Consider the following 16,208-nt stretch of genomic DNA (forward strand, 5'->3'; position numbering starts at 1 on the left):
GGGATATCGGTCAGAACTGATGCCCCGTGCGGTCGCGCTTGGTGGCGAGATACTGCGCGTTGTGCGGGTTCGAGGGGAGGAAATGCGGCACGCGTTCGATCACCGTCACCCCCGCCGCTTCGAGCCCGGCGACCTTGGCGGGGTTGTTGGTCAGCAACCGTATTTCGCGCTGGCCGAGCAGCGTCAGCATCCGCGCCGCCACCCCGAAATCGCGCGCATCGACCGCAAAGCCGAGCCGCGTGTTCGCGTCGACCGTATCGAAGCCCTGGTCCTGCAACGCATACGCGCGCAGCTTGTTGACCAGGCCGATGCCGCGACCTTCCTGCCGCAGATACAGCAGGATACCCCAGCCGCCATCCTGGATCGCATGGATCGCGGCGTGCAACTGCGGCCCGCAATCGCATTTGAGGCTGCCGAGCACGTCACCCGTCAGGCACTCGCTGTGGAGACGGACCAGCGGTGGTTGGCCGTTAGGCTGGCCAATCAGTAGCGCGATGTGCTCGTCTGCGCTTTCGGGGCTGCGGAACGCGACGATCTCCGCATCCTCCGCGCCTTCGACCGGAAGCCGCGCGCGTGCCGCGAGTGTCAGTCGGTTCGCGTCTTCGTGTGCGTCGATGTCTGCGCGGGCGATGCGGACCTCGGGTTCGCCCGTGCCGAGGAAGAACGCCGGCAGCAATCCCGCGATCCGGGCAAGTCGCAAGGCAGCTGCCGCCGCGTTCGGATCGGCGAGCGGGAGCGTCTGGAACGGACCCTTGAGGGGGGTGGCCAGGTCGAATTGCGGATCGGCCAGCGCGGTAGCGGCGGCGAAGTCGATCCAGGGGGCGCGATCGACGAGCACAGGCTCGGTCGGATCCGCCGCCGCGAGCTGGTTCGCGAGCTTCAACGTCGCCGCGCGGCCCGACGAGATCAGCACGCCGCCATTCGCTTCGGGATCGAACGCCGCCAACCGCTCTGCATCCGCCGTCTCGACCGCGAGCAGCACTAGCCCGTCGATCGCGATCGGCCAGCCGCGCCTGAGCGCATCGACCGCGCGTGCGGCGGCGCGGGGGTTGGTCAAAACGCGAACTCGGTCATGATCGGGACGTGGTCGGACGGCTTCAGCCAGCTTCGGCAGCGTTCGTAGACGTGGTGCGACACCGCGGCTTCGGCGGCGGCACCGGTCGCCCACATATGATCGAGCCGGCGACCGCGATCCGAGGCTGCCCAATCCTTGGCGCGGTAGCTCCACCACGTGAACAGGCGCGCGGGGGCGGGGTGGAAGCGGCGGCCGAGATCGACCCAGTCGCCTGCTGCCTGCAACTTACCGAGTGCCTCGACCTCGATCGGGGTGTGGCTGACCACGTCGAGCAGTTGCTTGTGGCTCCAGACGTCCGATTCGAGCGGGGCTATGTTGAAGTCGCCGACGAGGATGGTTGGGCCTGGCAGCGTTTCGGACCAGGTCGTCATGCGGTCGATGAAGTCGAGCTTCTGACCGAACTTCGGGTTCACCTCGCGATTGGGGACGTCGCCGCCGGCGGGGACGTAGACGTTTTCGAGCCGTACGCCGTTTTCCAGCCGGACGCCGATGTGGCGCGCCTCGCTGTTCGCCTGCCAGTCGAAGCGGTCGTCCTCGACGATCGGGACTCGGCTCAAAATTGCGACGCCGTGGTGCATGCGCTGGCCGTGCAGGACGATGTGCTCGTAGCCGAGCGCGCGGAACGCCTCCAGCGGGAAGTCGCCGTCGATGACCTTGGTCTCCTGCAGGCACAGGATGTCGGGCTGCTCGTCGCGCAGAAACTGTTCGACGATGGCGATCCGGAAACGGACCGAGTTGATGTTCCAGGAGACGATCTTCACGAGCGCGATGTAGCGTTGCGGGGGGGTGGGGACAAGGAAGCGCGCTGGGGGTGCGGAAGAAGGTAGGAAGTCAGAAGGCGCCATCGGCAAAGCCACTGTCGTCGACCGGGCTTTGCCCGTCGGCCGCGCTTGAGCGAGTCAGGCAAATCTTTTTGCCTGCCGCTCTACGCGAATGACCCCCGCTCCGGGGGCATGGAGCGAGGGCCGACTCAGCGTTCGTCACGCAGGCGGGAGGTGAGGAAACCATCCGGGCAACAGGGGGAAAAATCCCGAATGCCCCACATCCGCGAGCCACTCTCTAGGGGGCCGAACCTGTCGCTTGCATGAATGACACGAATTTTATGTTATTTTCTTACACCCGTGCGGCGCGGATCGTTCCAGCGGAAGCTGTTGTCGCTGACCGGTTCGCCGAACTTCTGGTTGGTTAAACGGATCGTCGTCCGGTTGTTCTGGCTGTCGAGCGCGACCCAGCCCTGCAGCATCAGCCCGCCCGGCGCGGTCGCGTTGCGGACGAACACCAGCGTGATCCGGCCATATTCCGGGTGCTTGGGATCGTTCGCCTCGACCGAGACGATCCGCTGGTCGTAGCCGGGGACGAGCTTGGCATAACGCGTGATGTCGCGGGTCGGATCGAGCAGCACGCCGAGTGGCGAGTTCTTGATCGGCCAGCGCTGCACCTGCTTCACCGAATAATCGATGAAGGTCAGCGCGCCGCCCTCCGCGACGATCAGGATCGGCACGCCCTTCTCATACTGGAAACGCAGTTTGCCGGGCTTCTTCAGCGTCAGCACGCCGGTCAGCACCTTGCCGTTGCGATCCGCCTGCGAGAAATTCGCGGTCATCGTCTCGACCGATTGCAGGTGCTTCTGCACGGCGGCGAGGTCACCGGTCGCCTGCGCGGCGATCGGGGCAGGCATGGCGGCGACGGACAAAGCGGCGATCGTCGCGATCACCGCGGGGCGGGTATTGAACATCGAAATCTCCTCAAGGCGCGATCGTTGCCCGCCCGCGCTTGAACCGCCACTGAATTCGGCGGGTTCCGTCAGGGCGCGCGGACTACAGCGTAATCGCGCCCTTCAGGCCGAGCACCGCGACGTCGTTCGCGTCGTGCACGCCGCCGGGGTTGTGGACCCACTGCACGTTCGGGCGCAGTTCCAGCCACTTGGTCGGGTGGACGCTGTAATAGATTTCAGACGCGTATTCGGCATCCCGCACCGCGGGCCGCGCCGGATCGAGCTCCTGGCCCCTTGCCACGCGCCCGTTGACGTTGGTCCGCGCCACGCCGAAGCCGAGGATGTCGTTCGGCCGCCACGGCACCAGCCCCTTGTAGAACAGCCCCGCGGCAATCTGGTTGTCGGTGGTCGAGGTCGCGCGATCGGCCTGCGTCGCGTTGAGGAACACGCTGAGCCCGGTGACCGACTTGCCGTCCTTCGAGGTGCCGGTAACCTGTTGCTGAATGTTGAAATACACGCCGTAGCGCGCGCTGCGGCGGAGCGGTTCGAGCCCGGTGATCGCGATCGGCCGACGGTTCAGGTCGTAGAACACGTCGTCGCCGTTCGAGGTATTGACCCAGCCGCCGACCTTGTATGCGCCGACTCGACCGTCATCGTCGCCGCGCCGCCATTCGGCCTCGACCGGGATCAGCGCGCCGGTCGCGCCGTGGAAATGGCCGATCACGAAGTCGTTATCGAGGTTGCGCGGGTTCACTTCGTAGGCGGCGGTCTTCAGCGTGAGGTGATCATTGACGTCGTAGCGCAACCGCGCGCCCCATTGGCTGACCGGCCAGTTCTGCCAATAATCGCCGTTCAGATTGCCCGGCGGCGCACCGCAGAAGCTGAGGTTCTGGAAATAGCACGAGAAGGACGCGAAATCCTCGCCCGGATTGGTGCGGCCGATCTTCAGTTCGAGCTTTTCGCCGAGCTTCTGCTCGTACCAGAATTGCGTCAGCCGGACGGTCTGCCCGCGGCCGTACACTTCCTGCACCTGTTGCAGCACGCCGAGATTGGCGTCCGCACCCAGATCGCGACCGCGGCGGTAGGTGACGGTCGCTTGGAACGCACCGCCCCTGAGGCCGACGACCTTGTCGAGATCGAGCAGCACGCCGACGTCGAACTGGCCGGTTTCACGCAGCAGCTTCCGGTCGCCACCGGAGAAATTATACGCGCTTTCGGAGGCATAGCGCGCGCTAAGGCCGATGCCGCGATCGGCCAGGCGTTTGCGGATGTCGAACCAGTCGGCGAACAGGCCGGGCGGCGGGGTCCGCTGCGTATCCGCGGTCAGCGCGGAGGGCGACAGATCGCTGTCACGGCGCACGCCGGAGCGCGGGCGGTGCTGCGTGTCGGTCGCACTGCTACCGGGGGTCTGCTTGGCGGTATCCTGCGCGGAGACCTGACCGGGTATCGCGAGCGTCAACGCTGCCGCTGCACAGAACCGCCAATTTCCCATAACGCCCACCTGTTTTTCGTAACCTGTATCAATCCCGTATACCGGGCATCGGCTGTTCGGAACCCTTGTCCAAAGGTATGTCTTGATGAGGCGCACCCCTTCCAGTTCTCCCGCGACGGCGGGAGACCTGGATTCCAGACGATATCGTTCTTGGTTCCTGGACCCCCGCGTTCGCGAGGGAACAGCGAGTCAGAGGACGGAGCGCCGCAGCACCGCAACGCTAGATCGCATGCCCCTCGGTATCGCGCAGCACTTCGCGGCGGCCGACATGATCCGGGCGGCCGACGATACCGTCCTTCTCCATCCGCTCGATCAACCGCGCGGCGGAGTTGTAGCCGATCCGCAACTGCCGCTGGAGCCACGAGGTCGACGCCTTCTGCGACTCGCACACCAGCTGGATCGCCTGGCGATACTGCTGGTCCTCCGCGGAGTCCTCCCCGGTCGGCGAGCCCTCCAATGCGAAGCTCTCCTCGGGCTCCTCGGTCACCGACGAGATGTAATCCGGCAGCCCCTGCGACCGCCAGTGATCCGCCACCAGCCGCACTTCGTCATCGGTCACGAACGGCCCGTGGACGCGGACGATGCCCTTGCCGCCGGGCATGTAGAGCATGTCGCCCTTGCCGAGCAGCTGCTCGGCACCCTGTTCGCCGAGGATGGTGCGCGAATCGATCTTCGAGGTGACGTGGAAGCTGATCCGGGTCGGCAGGTTGGCCTTGATGACGCCGGTGATGACGTCGACCGACGGCCGCTGCGTCGCCATGATCAGATGGATGCCGGCCGCGCGCGCCTTCTGCGCAAGCCGCTGGATGAGGAACTCGACCTCCTTGCCCGCGGTCATCATCAGATCGGCAAGCTCGTCGACGATCACGACGATCTGCGGCAGCACGTCGTATTCGAGCTTCTCCTCCTCGTACATCGGCGCGCCGGTATCCGGGTGATACCCCGTCTGCACCTTTCGGCCGAGCGGCTGCCCCTTAGCCTTCGCGCCGCGCACCTTGTCGTTGAAGCCGGCGAGGCTGCGGACACCGACGGAGGACATCTGGCGATAGCGATCCTCCATCGTCTCGACCGCCCATTTCAGCGCGCGCACCGCCTTGGCGGGATCGGTGACGACCGGCGACAGCAGATGCGGAATGTCGTCGTACATGCTCAGCTCGAGCATCTTCGGATCGATCATGATCATCCGGCACTGGTTCGGCGTCAGCTTGTACAGCAGCGACAGGATCATGCTGTTCAGGCCGACCGACTTGCCCGAGCCGGTCGTGCCCGCGACCAGCAGATGCGGCATCGGCGCGAGATCCGCGATCACCGAATCGCCCGCGATGTTCTTGCCGAGGATGATCGGCAACTGCGCCGACTGGTCCTCGAACGTCTGGCTGCCGACGAGTTCGTGCAGGCTCACCGCCTCGCGCCGCGCATTCGGCAGCTCGATACCGATCACGTTGCGCCCCGGAATCACCGCGACGCGCGCGGAGATCGCGGACATGTTGCGCGCGATATCGTCGGCCAGCGCGATCACGCGGCTCGCCTTGATGCCGGGCGCGGGCTCGAGTTCGTACATCGTCACGACCGGGCCCGGCCGGACCTCGATGATCGAGCCCTTCACATGGAAGTCGTCGAGCACGTTCTCCAGCAGTCGCGCGTTGCGCTCCAGGCCTGCCTTGTCGATCACATTGCCCTGGCTCGGCGGCGACGGCGTCAGCAGGTCGAGGCTCGGCAACGTGAAATTATCGCGCAGGTCGAGCGAAGACTGGCGCTCCTTGGGTTTCGCCTGCGACGGCGCGTTCTGGCGATCCGCGATGACGGGAGCGGGACGCGGGTCGGGCTCCGCGACCGCACGCGGCTCGACCGGTTTGCGCGTCAACGTCAGCGGCTCGTCGTCGTCCTCGTCGATCTCCGCAAAGCCGTCATAGCCAAGCGCTTCGGTGCGATTGCGGCGGGGCAGGCGCCATTTGCGCTCGCCGAGATCGATCTCGATGCTCTTGCCCCAGACGATCGCGCCGGCGATCGCGGCGACCAGCCCGATTGCGCGCGCGGACCAGAGTTCGGCGACCGGCTGGCCGATGAAGCTCAACGCCCAATGCACTGCGCTGGAGACCGACAGGCCGATCACGCCACCCCAGCCGGCGGGGAGCGCGAGCACCGACGTGCCCGATACGAACGCCAGCGCGCTCGCCATCAGCGCGACGCCGATCGCCGCGCCGCGCACCATCCGCAGCCAATGCCCGAGCGGCGCGTCACGCCACAGTCGCATGCCCAGAATCGGTCCGATCGGCAGCAACAGCGCGACCGCGGGTCCGAACAGCGTGAGCGCGATATCGGCGAACCATGCACCCGGCGGCCCGACAAGATTGGCGGGGTCGCCGCCCGACGCGGTGTTCAGCGCGGGGTCGCTCGGGTGATAGCTCGCCAGCGCCAGCGCCATCAGCAGCGTGCCGACGAACAACGCGATCGCCGCGATCAGCGCGCCGCTGCGGACGGCACCCGCCTTCACCGTCTCACGCCACAAGGCTGGCTGCGCGCGGCTGGCCATGACCCGTATTCTCCAGATTCTCTACAATAGAGAAATGCATCGTCCCCGGCAGCGTCAACGTCAAGATAACCGCGCTGCAACACGGGTTAAAGCGCGTCGGGAACGTCGTTGGCAGCGACCGGCTGGCGGGATAAAGCGGGCGCCATGGACACAGATGTAATCATCCTCGGTGGCGGGCTGGTCGGCGCGACGCTCGCCGTGGCGCTCGACGTGCACGGCATCTCGACGATCGTGATCGACCCCGCCGACCCCGCGGTGACGCTGGCGCCCGGCTTCGACGGCCGTGCGTCGGCGGTGGCAAGCGCGAGCCACCGCATGCTCGACGCGATCGGCATCGGCGCGACGCTGGCGGGGCAGGGCTGTGCGATCCGCCAGATTCGGGTCAGCGATGGCCTCGAACCCGGCGCGCTCGATTTCGTCCCCGCCGCGGACGATGGCGCGCTCGGCACGATGTACGAGAACAAGCTGCTCCGCCGCACACTGTTCGACGCGGCGACCGCCGCGCCGCATGTCGACCTGCGCATGCAGACGCGCGCGACGACGGTCGACCGTGCCGCATCGGGCGTCACCGCCACACTGGACTCGGGCGACGTCATTCGCGCGCCACTGCTGATCGCCGCGGAGGGCCGCAACTCGCCGACGCGCGAGGCCGCAGGGATCACGATCGCCCGCTGGTCGTACGAGCACACCGCGATCATCGCCGCGTTCCACCACGAGCGTTCGCACGAGGACGTCGCGTACGAGATCTTCTATGCGAGTGGCCCGTTCGCGCTGCTCCCGCTTCCCGACGATGCCGATGGCCACCGCTCGGCAATCGTCTGGACGGTCGACGCGAAGAACGCGCCCGGCATGCTGAAGCTCGGCGACCGCGCGTTCCTCGCCGAAGCCGAGAAGAGCATGGGCGGCTTCCTCGGCAAGCTGTCGATGGCGACGCCGCGGTCGAGCTACCCGCTTGGCTTCCACCACGCCGCGCGGATCACCGACACGCGGCTCGCGTTGGTCGGCGACGCGGGCCACGGCATTCACCCGATCGCGGGGCAGGGGCTCAATCTCGGCTTCCGCGACGTCGCGACGCTCGCCGAAGTGCTGGTCGAGGGCAAGCGGCTCGGCCTCGACCTCGGCGACGCTGCCTTGCTCGCGCGCTACCAGCGCTGGCGCGGGCTCGACACGTTCATGACCGCCGCCGCCACCGACACGCTCACCCGCCTGTTCGGCCTCCCCGGCAAGACCGCGAGCGCCGTCCGCCGGTTCGGCATCAGCGCGGTCAACGCGATCCCGCCGCTGAAGGACCGCTTCATGGCCGAAGCACGCGGTGAATCGGGTGACCTGCCCAAGCTGTTGCAAGGCATGGTGATCTAAGTCGCAGGCCTCTGGATATGACGCGGCGGTCGCCCTAGCATCGCATCGGGGGGAACCGATCATGCAGGGCAAATGGGTATTGGCACTCGTGGTCGCGGTCGGCGCGGCGGGGTGCAGCAATCGGCAGCCGCCGACGGTGCACGCCTCGAAGCGCATGACGATCTGGGGCCGGGCCGACGACGTCCGACGCTTCGTTGCGATCGAAGGCGCGACCGTTCCTGCGTTCAGGCAGGTGCCGATCGGGTCGGCAGCACACGGTATCGTTCGGATCGAGACGGCACTCCCGGTCGACCTGACCGCCGCGACCTTGGACAAGGTGATGCGGGATGCCAGTGACGCGGAACTGAATTACAGCATGGACGAGACGCGCACGGTCACGACGCCCGCGTCGTGGTCCCTGTCGTTCAGGGGCACATGACGCTCTCGCGGGTATGGGGGTGTTGCCTGGCGATGATGGTGGCGGCCCCGGTCAGCGCGCAACTGCCGTCGAACAGCGTTCCCGTGCTGATCCAGGACGAGCGCATGCTGGTCGGGGCGTACCGCTATGTCGAGCGCGCCGATGGCATGAAAGTGACGGTCCGCCTCAACGCCGACCATAGCGCGCTGTACCACATTACCTCTGGCGAGGCCGATGCGGACTTCATGAAGGCGGAGGGTTTCTGGACGCTCGCAGGCGACGTGATCCACATCCACAACCGGCCGAGCCCGGTTCGGCTCGAACAGGTGCCGAACCCGATTCGTGATCCCGCCGTCGGGTTGTCCGTCACCGTCGTGAATGCGGACGGTACGCCGGCCGAGGGGCTCGGGGCGACATGGCCCGAATCCAACGGCCTGTTCGCGATGAGCGACGGGCGACACTCGGCTTCGGTGGAGGAGTTGGGCGACGCGGCACGGTTTTCGGTCGTGAGGCTGTCGGATCGCAAGGTGCTGACGGTCGTGCCGCTCGGCCGCGGGGGGCCGAACAGCTTTCGCTTCACCTATTATCCGAGCGACGTCGAGCCGTTCGACATTCCCGCGATCGCGCTCGATCCCCGCGCGGATCGACTCGAGGTCGAGATCGGCACGGCTTACGCGAAGCTCGATCGCGTCCGCGACTAGGCGATCGCTCAGCCGGTCTTCAGCCACTGGCGGAGCAGCGCGGTGACTTCGCCGGGACGCTCCATCGGTGCGAGGTGGCCGCAGGAGCGCAGCATGTGAAACCGCGAACCCTCGATCCGGGCACTCAGCGCGCGCGCGTCGTCGGGGGTGCAGATCAGGTCGCGGTCGCCGACCGCTACCAGCGTCGGGACGTGGATCGCGGCGATCGCCTCGCTGATGTCCGGGCGCGCGAGCAGCGCGCGTTGCTGGCGTTCGAAGACGGTCTGGCCGACGCGTTCCGCCATCGCCTGTGCGGGGCCGGCGACGATCGCGGTCAGGCGCGGGTCGGCGTGCGGCGCGGTGGCGAGCAGGCCCTGGCCGACGACGGTGCGCGGGCGCACCTCCATCGACGCGCGCGTGCCGAACAGCGCGATCCGCTCGATACGGTCGGGGGCTTGCCGCACCATCTCCATCGCGACGTAGCCGCCGAGGCTGACGCCCGCGACCGCGAACCGCGGTGGTGCGCTGGCGAGCACGCGCGCGGCCATTTCGGACAGCGTATCGTCCTGCGACAGGTCGCCGAACTCGACCTGTGCGACGGCGGCGAGATCGACGATCTGGCGTGCCCAGAGCTGCCCGTCGCAGCCCATCGCGGGGAGCAGCATCAACGGTGTACGCGGTCGGATCATGCGGAAGCTCCGGTAGCGGCGGGTTGCGGGGATGCTCACCTCAGGCGACGAACGGGAAGGCGAGCGCGATCATGCCGACGATCGTCATCACGACGCAGACGGCGATCGCGGGCACGAGCGTGAAGCGCTGGTGATCGGCGAGGTCGATCCCGACCAGGCTGACGAGCAGATAGGTCGACGGCACCAGCGGGCTGAGCAGGTGGACCGGTTGGCCCATCAGCGATGCGCGGGCGATCGCCTCGGGCGCGACGCCGTAATGCGCGCCGGCCTCGGCGAGGATCGGCAGCATCCCGAAATAGAACGCGTCGTTCGAGATGAAGAAGGTGAACGGCATGCTCAGCACCGCGGTGATCGGCGCCATGTACGGCCCGAGCGCGGGCGGGATCACGCCGACCACCGCCTTGCTCATCGCCTCGACCATGCCGGTGCCACCGAGGATCCCCGTGAAGATGCCCGCCGCGAAGATCAGCGAGACGACCGCGAGCACGTTGCCGGCATGCGCGGAAATGCGCTCCTTCTGGTCGGCGACGCCGGGGTAATTGACGATCATCGCGATCGCGAACGCCAGCATCATCAGCACCGACAAGGGCAGGATGCCCCAGACCAGCAACGTCAGCAGCGTGATGACGAGCGCGGCGTTGAACCAGATCAGTTTCGGGCGGCGTGCCTCGGGATATTGCGAGACGGCCATGCCGGTGAACTCGGTGTCCGCCGTGATCCCCGCTTCGCCCATCCGGACGCGCTCCTTGCGCCCAAAATACACGGCGAGACCGATCAGGAAGGCGAGGCCGGCGATCATGCCGGGGATCAGCGGGAGGAACAGTGTCGCGGGATCGAGCTTCAGCGCACTTGCGGCACGCGCGGTCGGCCCGCCCCACGGCGTCAGGTTCATGATCCCGCTCGTCGTCATCAACAGGCAGACCAGGTACAGCCGGTTCATGTTGAAGCGCTTGTAGAGCGGCAGCAGCGCGGCGATCGTGATGATGTAGGTGGTCGAGCCGTCGCCATCGAGGCTGACGAGCGCGCACAGCACGACCGTCCCGATCAGGATCCGCATCGGATCGCCGTGGACCATCCGGATCAGTCGTCCGACCAGTGGATCGAACAGGCCCGTGTCGGTCATCGTCGAGAAGAACAGGATCGCGAACAACAGCATGACGCCGGTCGGCGCGAGGTTCTTGATGCCGTCGATCATCATCGGGCCGAGGCCCGCGGCCTCACCCGCGAACACGCCGAACATCGACGGTATCACGATGAGCGCGACCAGCGGCGTCATCTTCTTGGTCATGATCAACGTCATGAACGTGGCGACCATCAGGAAGCCGAGCAGGGCAAGGTTCATCGCTTCGTCCTAGGAAAGGGCGTGAAAAAGGGAGAGCGCGCAGTGACGAATATGCGCGTCGAACGTCGATCGGTTTGAGTCGACGAAATCGCTAAGTTCTTCGTCATGCCGGGCTCGTTCCGGCATCCACGGTGCCGCACAATCGAGAGCGTTTGATGTGCGGAACGGTGGACCCCGGAACCAGTCCGGGGTGACGGAGTGATTTGGCGACGGCCAGCATCAGAACGTAACTCCGACGCGGGCACTCAGCGTCTGCCCGCTGTCGTTGCCGACATAGTCGCCGGCGCGGTTGTCGGTGTTCCACTGGATCGCGTTCACCTGGAAACGGGTGAAGGAGTTCAGGTACCAGTTGACCCCGACGGTCGCTGCCCAGCCGTCGCCGCCGGTCAGCAGATTGTCGAAATCGAGGCTTTCGTAGCGCGCGGTGAGCTCGATCGCGCCGACGCCGCCATCGAAGGTCGGCTTCAACACCTTGGGCTGGCCGAAGCTGCCGAGCCGCGGGTTGTACGGCGGCAGGTCGCCCGTCAGGAACAGACCGCCCGAGACGCTCCACGCCTTGCTGATGAAATCGGGACGACCGCCGTCGAGCCGCGCGTTGCGGCGGCCGGCCTCGCCCATCACCCACAACGGTCCGCGATAGCCGCCGAGTTCGACGCCGTAGCCGGTCGTGCCGGTACCGCCGATCAGCGGGCCGGTCGACACGCGCAGCGCACCGTTGAAGCGGCCGCCGATCACCGTGTTGCGAGTCAGCGTGCCGGCGACCGACGACAGGGATTCGTCGAAGCCCCATGCGCCGATGTGCAGTACGCCGGTATCGGACTTGATCGGGTTCCAGTGCGCGCGGCCGAGCACCGTGCGGCTGTCGCCGACGGTCTGCGTCCCGTCGATCCGGTCGCCGGTGATCGTAACCGAGGCATGGCCGGTTTTCCAGAAGATGCGCGGCATCACGCCGATGCCATAAAAGCCACGCTGCGGGATGATCGCGGTGGCGACCGTGGTGCGCTCCAGGAACGGCGTCGAATCCGAGCCGGTCGAGCCTTCGAAGCCGCGATCGTTGAACAGGTGACCGGCGCGAACGTCGTAGTCGAGGCCCGGCTTGATCTTGTTGCGCCAGCCGACGAACGCGGTGACGACGTCGACCTCGTTCTCCGAGAAATCGCTCTCGAACTGGTAGAAGAAGTGCGTGCCGACGCCGCCTTCGAGGCCGAGGCGGAGTGCGCGCATGCCCGTCGTGGTGATGTTGCGGCCATCGTACTTCGAGCCGAAGCTCGAGCTGACGTCGGTCAGGATACGGCCGCGTGGCTTGAACGTGTAGACGCCGTCCGCCGAGTGGAAGACGGGCAGGCCGGCGCCCCATTCGGTGGTCACGCCCGACGGATTGTCGCGTGCGGCGACCGCCTGCGCGACACTGCGATCGGCGGGGCCGGGCGGCGCGAGCTGCGGCGCGAACGGCACGGTGCGGCGCGGCTCGGTGTTCTGCGCGACCGCCTGCGGTGCCGGCTGCAACGGCGCGACCGGAGCGGACGCCTGCGCGACGGCGGCATTGTTCTCCAGCCGATCGAGCCGCGACTTCAATGCGGCGATCTCGGCGGCCTGCGCGCGCACCAGCGCACCGAGATCGGCATCGGTCGGAGCTTGGGCCAGCGCCGGAGTCGCGGCGATCAGCGCGAGTGCGGCGCACCCGGTACGGAAGAGAGTCATTGTTGGGCTCCGGTGGCGAGAATCGCGGTCCAGTCGCGCAGGAAACGCTGGCGCTTGACGCGGTCGAGGTTGACGAGAAGTTGTGGCCCCACGCGGATCGGTCGCGCTTGGCTCGAGGGAAGACGGCGGGCGGAAACGTCCGTGCGGACCGGCCACAGGCTGCGCTTGGCGAGCAGCGACTGGCCCTCGCGCGACAGCAGGAAATCGAGGAACAGCTTCGCCGCCGCCGGGTGTGCGGCCTCGCGCGCGATGAACGCGATCCGCGAGGTGACGATCGTATAGTCCTGGAGGAACGCGACGCCGATGCGGGGATCGGTCCGCGCGCGTTCCAGCGCGTAGGAGCCGATGACGTTGTACGCGATCGCCTGCCGCCCCTCGGCGACGCCGCGCAGCATTGGCTCGCTGGTCTGCGCAAGAACCGGTTTCGTCGCGGCGATCGCCTCCAGCAACGACCGCGTGTCGCGCGTGATCGCCATGTCTTCCGTAAGATACAGATAGCCCACGTTGGAGCGCGCAGGGTCGAACGTCGTCACGCGCCCGTTGAGCGCGCGGACGTTCTTCCGCAGCCATGTCTCCAGCGCGGCGTGCGTGCGCGGCACCTGTCCGGCGGGCACGAGGCGCTTGTTGTAGACGATCCCGATCGGCTCCGCGGTGACGCCGAAACCCATGTTCTTCCACACCGATACCGGCGGCAGCGCGGGCTTTTCCGGGCTCGCATAGCCCTGCGCGAAGCCGTCGTTGATCAGCTTCACCTGCAGGTCCATCGCCGACGACCAGACGAGATCGGCGGACATGCGGCGCGCGCGCGTCTCGGTGACGAAGCGGCGGTACATCTCGGTGGAGCCGATGTCCGCATACAGCACGGTGATGCCCGGATAGCGTTTCCGGAAGGCGGCGACGACCGGCAGCAGTTCGGCGCGATCGGCATTGCCGTAGATCCGCACCTGCCGCTCGGCGCGCGCGTCGGAGATCAGCTGGTCGTAGGAGCGCGGATAATTGGCAGGGCGCTGTGCCACGACGGCGGTCGCGGCAAGCGTCGACAGCCCGGTCAGTATCGCGATCTTCACTAAAATTCGTGCCATCGTCACTCTCCTCGCCTTCCGTCTCTGTGTTCGGATAGACTGCAACGGTGGAGTACGAACCGAACCTGTCACCAACCTTTCATGGGTTTTCATGCGCATCCTGCTGATCGAGGACGACGCGGCGTTGGCGCGCAGCATCGCGGCGTTGCTGCGCGCGGGCGGTAATGCGGTCGATCACGTCGCGACGGGCGAGGATGCGCTGTCGGTGATCGCGGGGGAGCCGTATGCGCTGGTGATCCTCGACGTCGGGCTGCCCGGTATCGACGGGTTTACCGTGCTGGAGACGTTGCGGCGGCGCGGCGAGCGGGTGCCGGTATTGATGCTGACCGCACGCGATGCGCTCGACGACCGCGTGCGCGGGCTTGATCTCGGCGCCGACGATTATTTGCGGAAACCGTTCGACCCCGAGGAACTGGAGGCGCGCGTCCGGGCGCTGGGGCGGCGGCGAGGCGGCGATCCGCTGCCGGTGCTGAGCGTCGGCACGCTCACGATCAACCGCTCGACCGGCGACGCGGACATTGCCGGCCGTGCGCTCGACTTGCGTCGGCGGGAGCGCGCGGTGCTGGAGGCGTTGGCAACGCGTGCAGGCCGGGTCGTCCCTCGCGCGCTGCTGATCGGCGAGGTGTTCGGGTTCGACGAGCCGGTCGGCGACAATGCGATCGAAGTCCACGTCACGCGGCTGCGGACCAAGCTCGCGCCCGACGGCCCCGGTATCCGCACCGTCCGCGGGGTCGGGTACATGCTCGATGCCGGCTGAAACGCGAACGCCAGCGCTGCGCACGCGCCTGCTGGTCGCGGTGCTCGGACCGTTGCTGGCGGCGGCGATCCTGATCGGCGTGGTCGGGGCGACGCTGATCGCCGACGTCGTCCGCCGCACCAACGATCGCGTGCTCGGCGGTGCGCTCGGCGCGATCGCCGAGACGGTGCAGGTCGAGCGCGGCGAGGTTACGCTCGACCTGCCGTCCGCCGCGTTCGGGATGCTGGAGAACACCGAGCGCGACAACGTCTATTACCGCGTTGCCGTCGGGCCGGACCTGCTCACCGGCTATGCGGATTTGCCCGCCCCCGATCCCGCGACGCTCGATATCGACGTGCCGCGCTATCGCTTCGCGCGCTACCGCGGCCAGCAGATCCGTATCGCCGAGGTGCGCCGCTCGCTCCCCCGGATCGACAAGCCCGTGATCGTGCAGATCGCCGAGACGCTCGACAACCGCGGTGCGCTAACCCGCCGGCTGATGCTCGCGCTGCTGATCGGCGAATGCGTTCTCGTCGGCGCGGCGGCGTTGCTCATCCGGCCTGCGTTAGGTTGGAGCCTCCGCCCGCTGGCCCGCCTCCGCGGTGCCGTCGAAGCACGAGACGGACGCGCGCGTCCCGATTTCTCGCCGCTGGACACAGGTCCGCTCCCGAGCGAACTCCGCCCGCTCGCCGGTGCGTTCGACCGCCTGCTGGCGCAGCTCGACACCGCCACCGTCGGCGTCCGCCGCTTCACCGCCGACGCCTCGCATCAGATGCGCACGCCGCTGTCGGTGCTGAAGGTCCAGGTCGCACTCGCCCGCCGCGGCTCGGGACCCGAACGCAGCGTCGCGCTCGACGAGATCGCCGACGCGGTGGTGCGCCTCGAACGCCTGGTGACGCAGTTGCTGGCGTTGGCGCGCGCCGAGGAGGCCGGCGTGTCCGCGCCCCTCGAGGCGGTCGACCTGCGCGAAGTGGCGGTGGCGGTCATCACGCGACAGATCAACCGCGCGATCGATGCGGGCATCGACCTGACGATCGAGGGTGACCCCGAGGTCGGCCACTTGGTTTCCGGCCACCGCACGCTGATCTTCGAGATCGTGTCGAATCTGATCGACAACGGCATCCGCTACAACCGGCGCGGCGGCACCGTCTCGGTCAGGCTCCAGACGACGCCATCGGAGACGACGATCGCGGTGGTCGACGATGGGCCGGGGATACCGCTCGACCAGCGCGACAAGGCGTTCGACCGGTTCGTCCGGCTCGGCGCGACTGGGAGTCCGGAGGGAAGCGGCCTCGGCCTGGCGATCGTGCGGTCGGCGGCGACTCGCCTCAACGCGACCGTGGCGTTCGGCGAGGTGACCAGCGGCACGAGCGTGATCCTGCGGTTCTTTCATGCGAACGAGTAACCT

14 protein-coding genes are annotated in these 16,208 nt (G+C 67.4%); 5 read left to right on the forward strand and 9 right to left on the reverse strand.

The features are described from left to right. Positions 1-10: 10 nt before the first annotated feature. From ribA to AC1ME3_RS06280, 5 genes are all read right to left on the reverse strand, one after another. Positions 11-1,057 carry a GTP cyclohydrolase II gene (ribA, locus tag AC1ME3_RS06260; protein WP_480955286.1) on the reverse strand — a complete coding sequence of 349 codons (1,047 nt, stop codon included), beginning with the start codon at positions 1,055-1,057 and terminating at the stop codon, positions 11-13. Next, positions 1,054-1,836, reverse strand: coding sequence for an exodeoxyribonuclease III (locus AC1ME3_RS06265; protein ID WP_480955287.1), 783 nt, complete (start codon positions 1,834-1,836; stop codon positions 1,054-1,056). The genes ribA and AC1ME3_RS06265 overlap by 4 nt, the downstream gene beginning before the upstream one ends. A gap of 344 nt (positions 1,837-2,180) precedes the next feature. Continuing rightward, positions 2,181-2,810 (reverse strand): LolA family protein, encoded by a 630-nt coding sequence (locus tag AC1ME3_RS06270; RefSeq protein WP_480955288.1) that lies wholly within the window; start codon positions 2,808-2,810, stop codon positions 2,181-2,183. Positions 2,811-2,892: 82 nt separating this feature from the next. Beyond that, positions 2,893-4,281 carry a carbohydrate porin gene (locus AC1ME3_RS06275; protein ID WP_480955775.1) on the reverse strand — a complete coding sequence of 463 codons (1,389 nt, stop codon included), beginning with the start codon at positions 4,279-4,281 and terminating at the stop codon, positions 2,893-2,895. A 220-nt stretch (positions 4,282-4,501) separates the two neighbouring features. Then, complete coding sequence (locus AC1ME3_RS06280) at positions 4,502-6,814, reverse strand: DNA translocase FtsK (RefSeq protein WP_133020150.1); 2,313 nt, start codon at positions 6,812-6,814, stop codon at positions 4,502-4,504. A 144-nt stretch (positions 6,815-6,958) separates the two neighbouring features. On the opposite strand from AC1ME3_RS06280, the gene AC1ME3_RS06285 reads away from it, so the two are divergent. The 3 genes from AC1ME3_RS06285 to AC1ME3_RS06295 all read left to right on the forward strand — a co-directional run bounded on the left by AC1ME3_RS06285 (position 6,959) and on the right by AC1ME3_RS06295 (position 9,271). After that, positions 6,959-8,173 (forward strand): UbiH/UbiF/VisC/COQ6 family ubiquinone biosynthesis hydroxylase, encoded by a 1,215-nt coding sequence (locus AC1ME3_RS06285; protein WP_480955289.1) that lies wholly within the window; start codon positions 6,959-6,961, stop codon positions 8,171-8,173. A 61-nt stretch (positions 8,174-8,234) separates the two neighbouring features. Beyond that, a complete protein-coding gene (locus AC1ME3_RS06290; RefSeq protein WP_480955290.1) occupies positions 8,235-8,591 on the forward strand; it encodes a hypothetical protein in 357 nt (118 codons plus the stop codon). 32 nt (positions 8,592-8,623) lie between these two features. Next, positions 8,624-9,271: a hypothetical protein gene (locus AC1ME3_RS06295; RefSeq protein WP_480955291.1), complete on the forward strand. Its 648-nt coding sequence runs from the start codon at positions 8,624-8,626 to the stop codon at positions 9,269-9,271. A gap of 8 nt (positions 9,272-9,279) precedes the next feature. Here the strand turns inward: AC1ME3_RS06295 and AC1ME3_RS06300 are convergent, their stop codons facing one another. The 4 genes from AC1ME3_RS06300 to AC1ME3_RS06315 form a co-directional block, all read right to left on the reverse strand. Next, positions 9,280-9,939 (reverse strand): alpha/beta fold hydrolase, encoded by a 660-nt coding sequence (locus AC1ME3_RS06300; RefSeq protein WP_480955292.1) that lies wholly within the window; start codon positions 9,937-9,939, stop codon positions 9,280-9,282. Between the two features lie 40 nt (positions 9,940-9,979). Continuing rightward, positions 9,980-11,281, reverse strand: coding sequence for a CitMHS family transporter (locus AC1ME3_RS06305; protein WP_480955293.1), 1,302 nt, complete (start codon positions 11,279-11,281; stop codon positions 9,980-9,982). 219 nt (positions 11,282-11,500) lie between these two features. Then, positions 11,501-12,982, reverse strand: a complete 1,482-nt coding sequence (locus AC1ME3_RS06310; protein ID WP_480955294.1) for an OprO/OprP family phosphate-selective porin — start codon at positions 12,980-12,982, stop codon at positions 11,501-11,503. Next, entirely contained in the window at positions 12,979-14,064 is a 1,086-nt protein-coding gene (locus tag AC1ME3_RS06315) for an ABC transporter substrate-binding protein (RefSeq protein ID WP_480955295.1), read from the reverse strand. The genes AC1ME3_RS06310 and AC1ME3_RS06315 overlap by 4 nt, the downstream gene beginning before the upstream one ends. Positions 14,065-14,155: 91 nt before the next feature. On the opposite strand from AC1ME3_RS06315, the gene AC1ME3_RS06320 reads away from it, so the two are divergent. Both AC1ME3_RS06320 and AC1ME3_RS06325 read left to right on the forward strand, forming a co-directional pair. Beyond that, complete coding sequence (locus AC1ME3_RS06320; RefSeq protein WP_480955296.1) at positions 14,156-14,821, forward strand: response regulator transcription factor; 666 nt, start codon at positions 14,156-14,158, stop codon at positions 14,819-14,821. Beyond that, on the forward strand, positions 14,811-16,205 hold the full coding sequence (locus tag AC1ME3_RS06325; RefSeq protein WP_480955297.1) for a sensor histidine kinase: 1,395 nt from the start codon (positions 14,811-14,813) through the stop codon (positions 16,203-16,205). Before AC1ME3_RS06320 ends, AC1ME3_RS06325 begins: the two co-directional genes overlap by 11 nt. Positions 16,206-16,208 lie beyond the last annotated feature (3 nt).

Source organism: Sphingomonas sp. BL2, assembly GCF_056680015.1.

Coding starts and splice junctions, on each gene's coding strand:
- AC1ME3_RS06325 (WP_480955297.1), top strand. CDS start 14,811: ATGCCGGCTGAAACGCGAACGCCAGCGCTGCGCACGCGCCTGCTGGTC.
- AC1ME3_RS06290 (WP_480955290.1), top strand. CDS start 8,235: ATGCAGGGCAAATGGGTATTGGCACTCGTGGTCGCGGTCGGCGCGGCG.
- AC1ME3_RS06295 (WP_480955291.1), top strand. CDS start 8,624: ATGATGGTGGCGGCCCCGGTCAGCGCGCAACTGCCGTCGAACAGCGTT.
- AC1ME3_RS06320 (WP_480955296.1), top strand. CDS start 14,156: ATGCGCATCCTGCTGATCGAGGACGACGCGGCGTTGGCGCGCAGCATC.
- AC1ME3_RS06310 (WP_480955294.1), bottom strand. CDS start 12,982: ATGACTCTCTTCCGTACCGGGTGCGCCGCACTCGCGCTGATCGCCGCG.
- AC1ME3_RS06275 (WP_480955775.1), bottom strand. CDS start 4,281: ATGGGAAATTGGCGGTTCTGTGCAGCGGCAGCGTTGACGCTCGCGATA.
- AC1ME3_RS06270 (WP_480955288.1), bottom strand. CDS start 2,810: ATGTTCAATACCCGCCCCGCGGTGATCGCGACGATCGCCGCTTTGTCC.
- AC1ME3_RS06280 (WP_133020150.1), bottom strand. CDS start 6,814: ATGGCCAGCCGCGCGCAGCCAGCCTTGTGGCGTGAGACGGTGAAGGCG.
- AC1ME3_RS06285 (WP_480955289.1), top strand. CDS start 6,959: ATGGACACAGATGTAATCATCCTCGGTGGCGGGCTGGTCGGCGCGACG.
- AC1ME3_RS06315 (WP_480955295.1), bottom strand. CDS start 14,064: ATGGCACGAATTTTAGTGAAGATCGCGATACTGACCGGGCTGTCGACG.
- AC1ME3_RS06305 (WP_480955293.1), bottom strand. CDS start 11,281: ATGAACCTTGCCCTGCTCGGCTTCCTGATGGTCGCCACGTTCATGACG.
- AC1ME3_RS06300 (WP_480955292.1), bottom strand. CDS start 9,939: ATGATCCGACCGCGTACACCGTTGATGCTGCTCCCCGCGATGGGCTGC.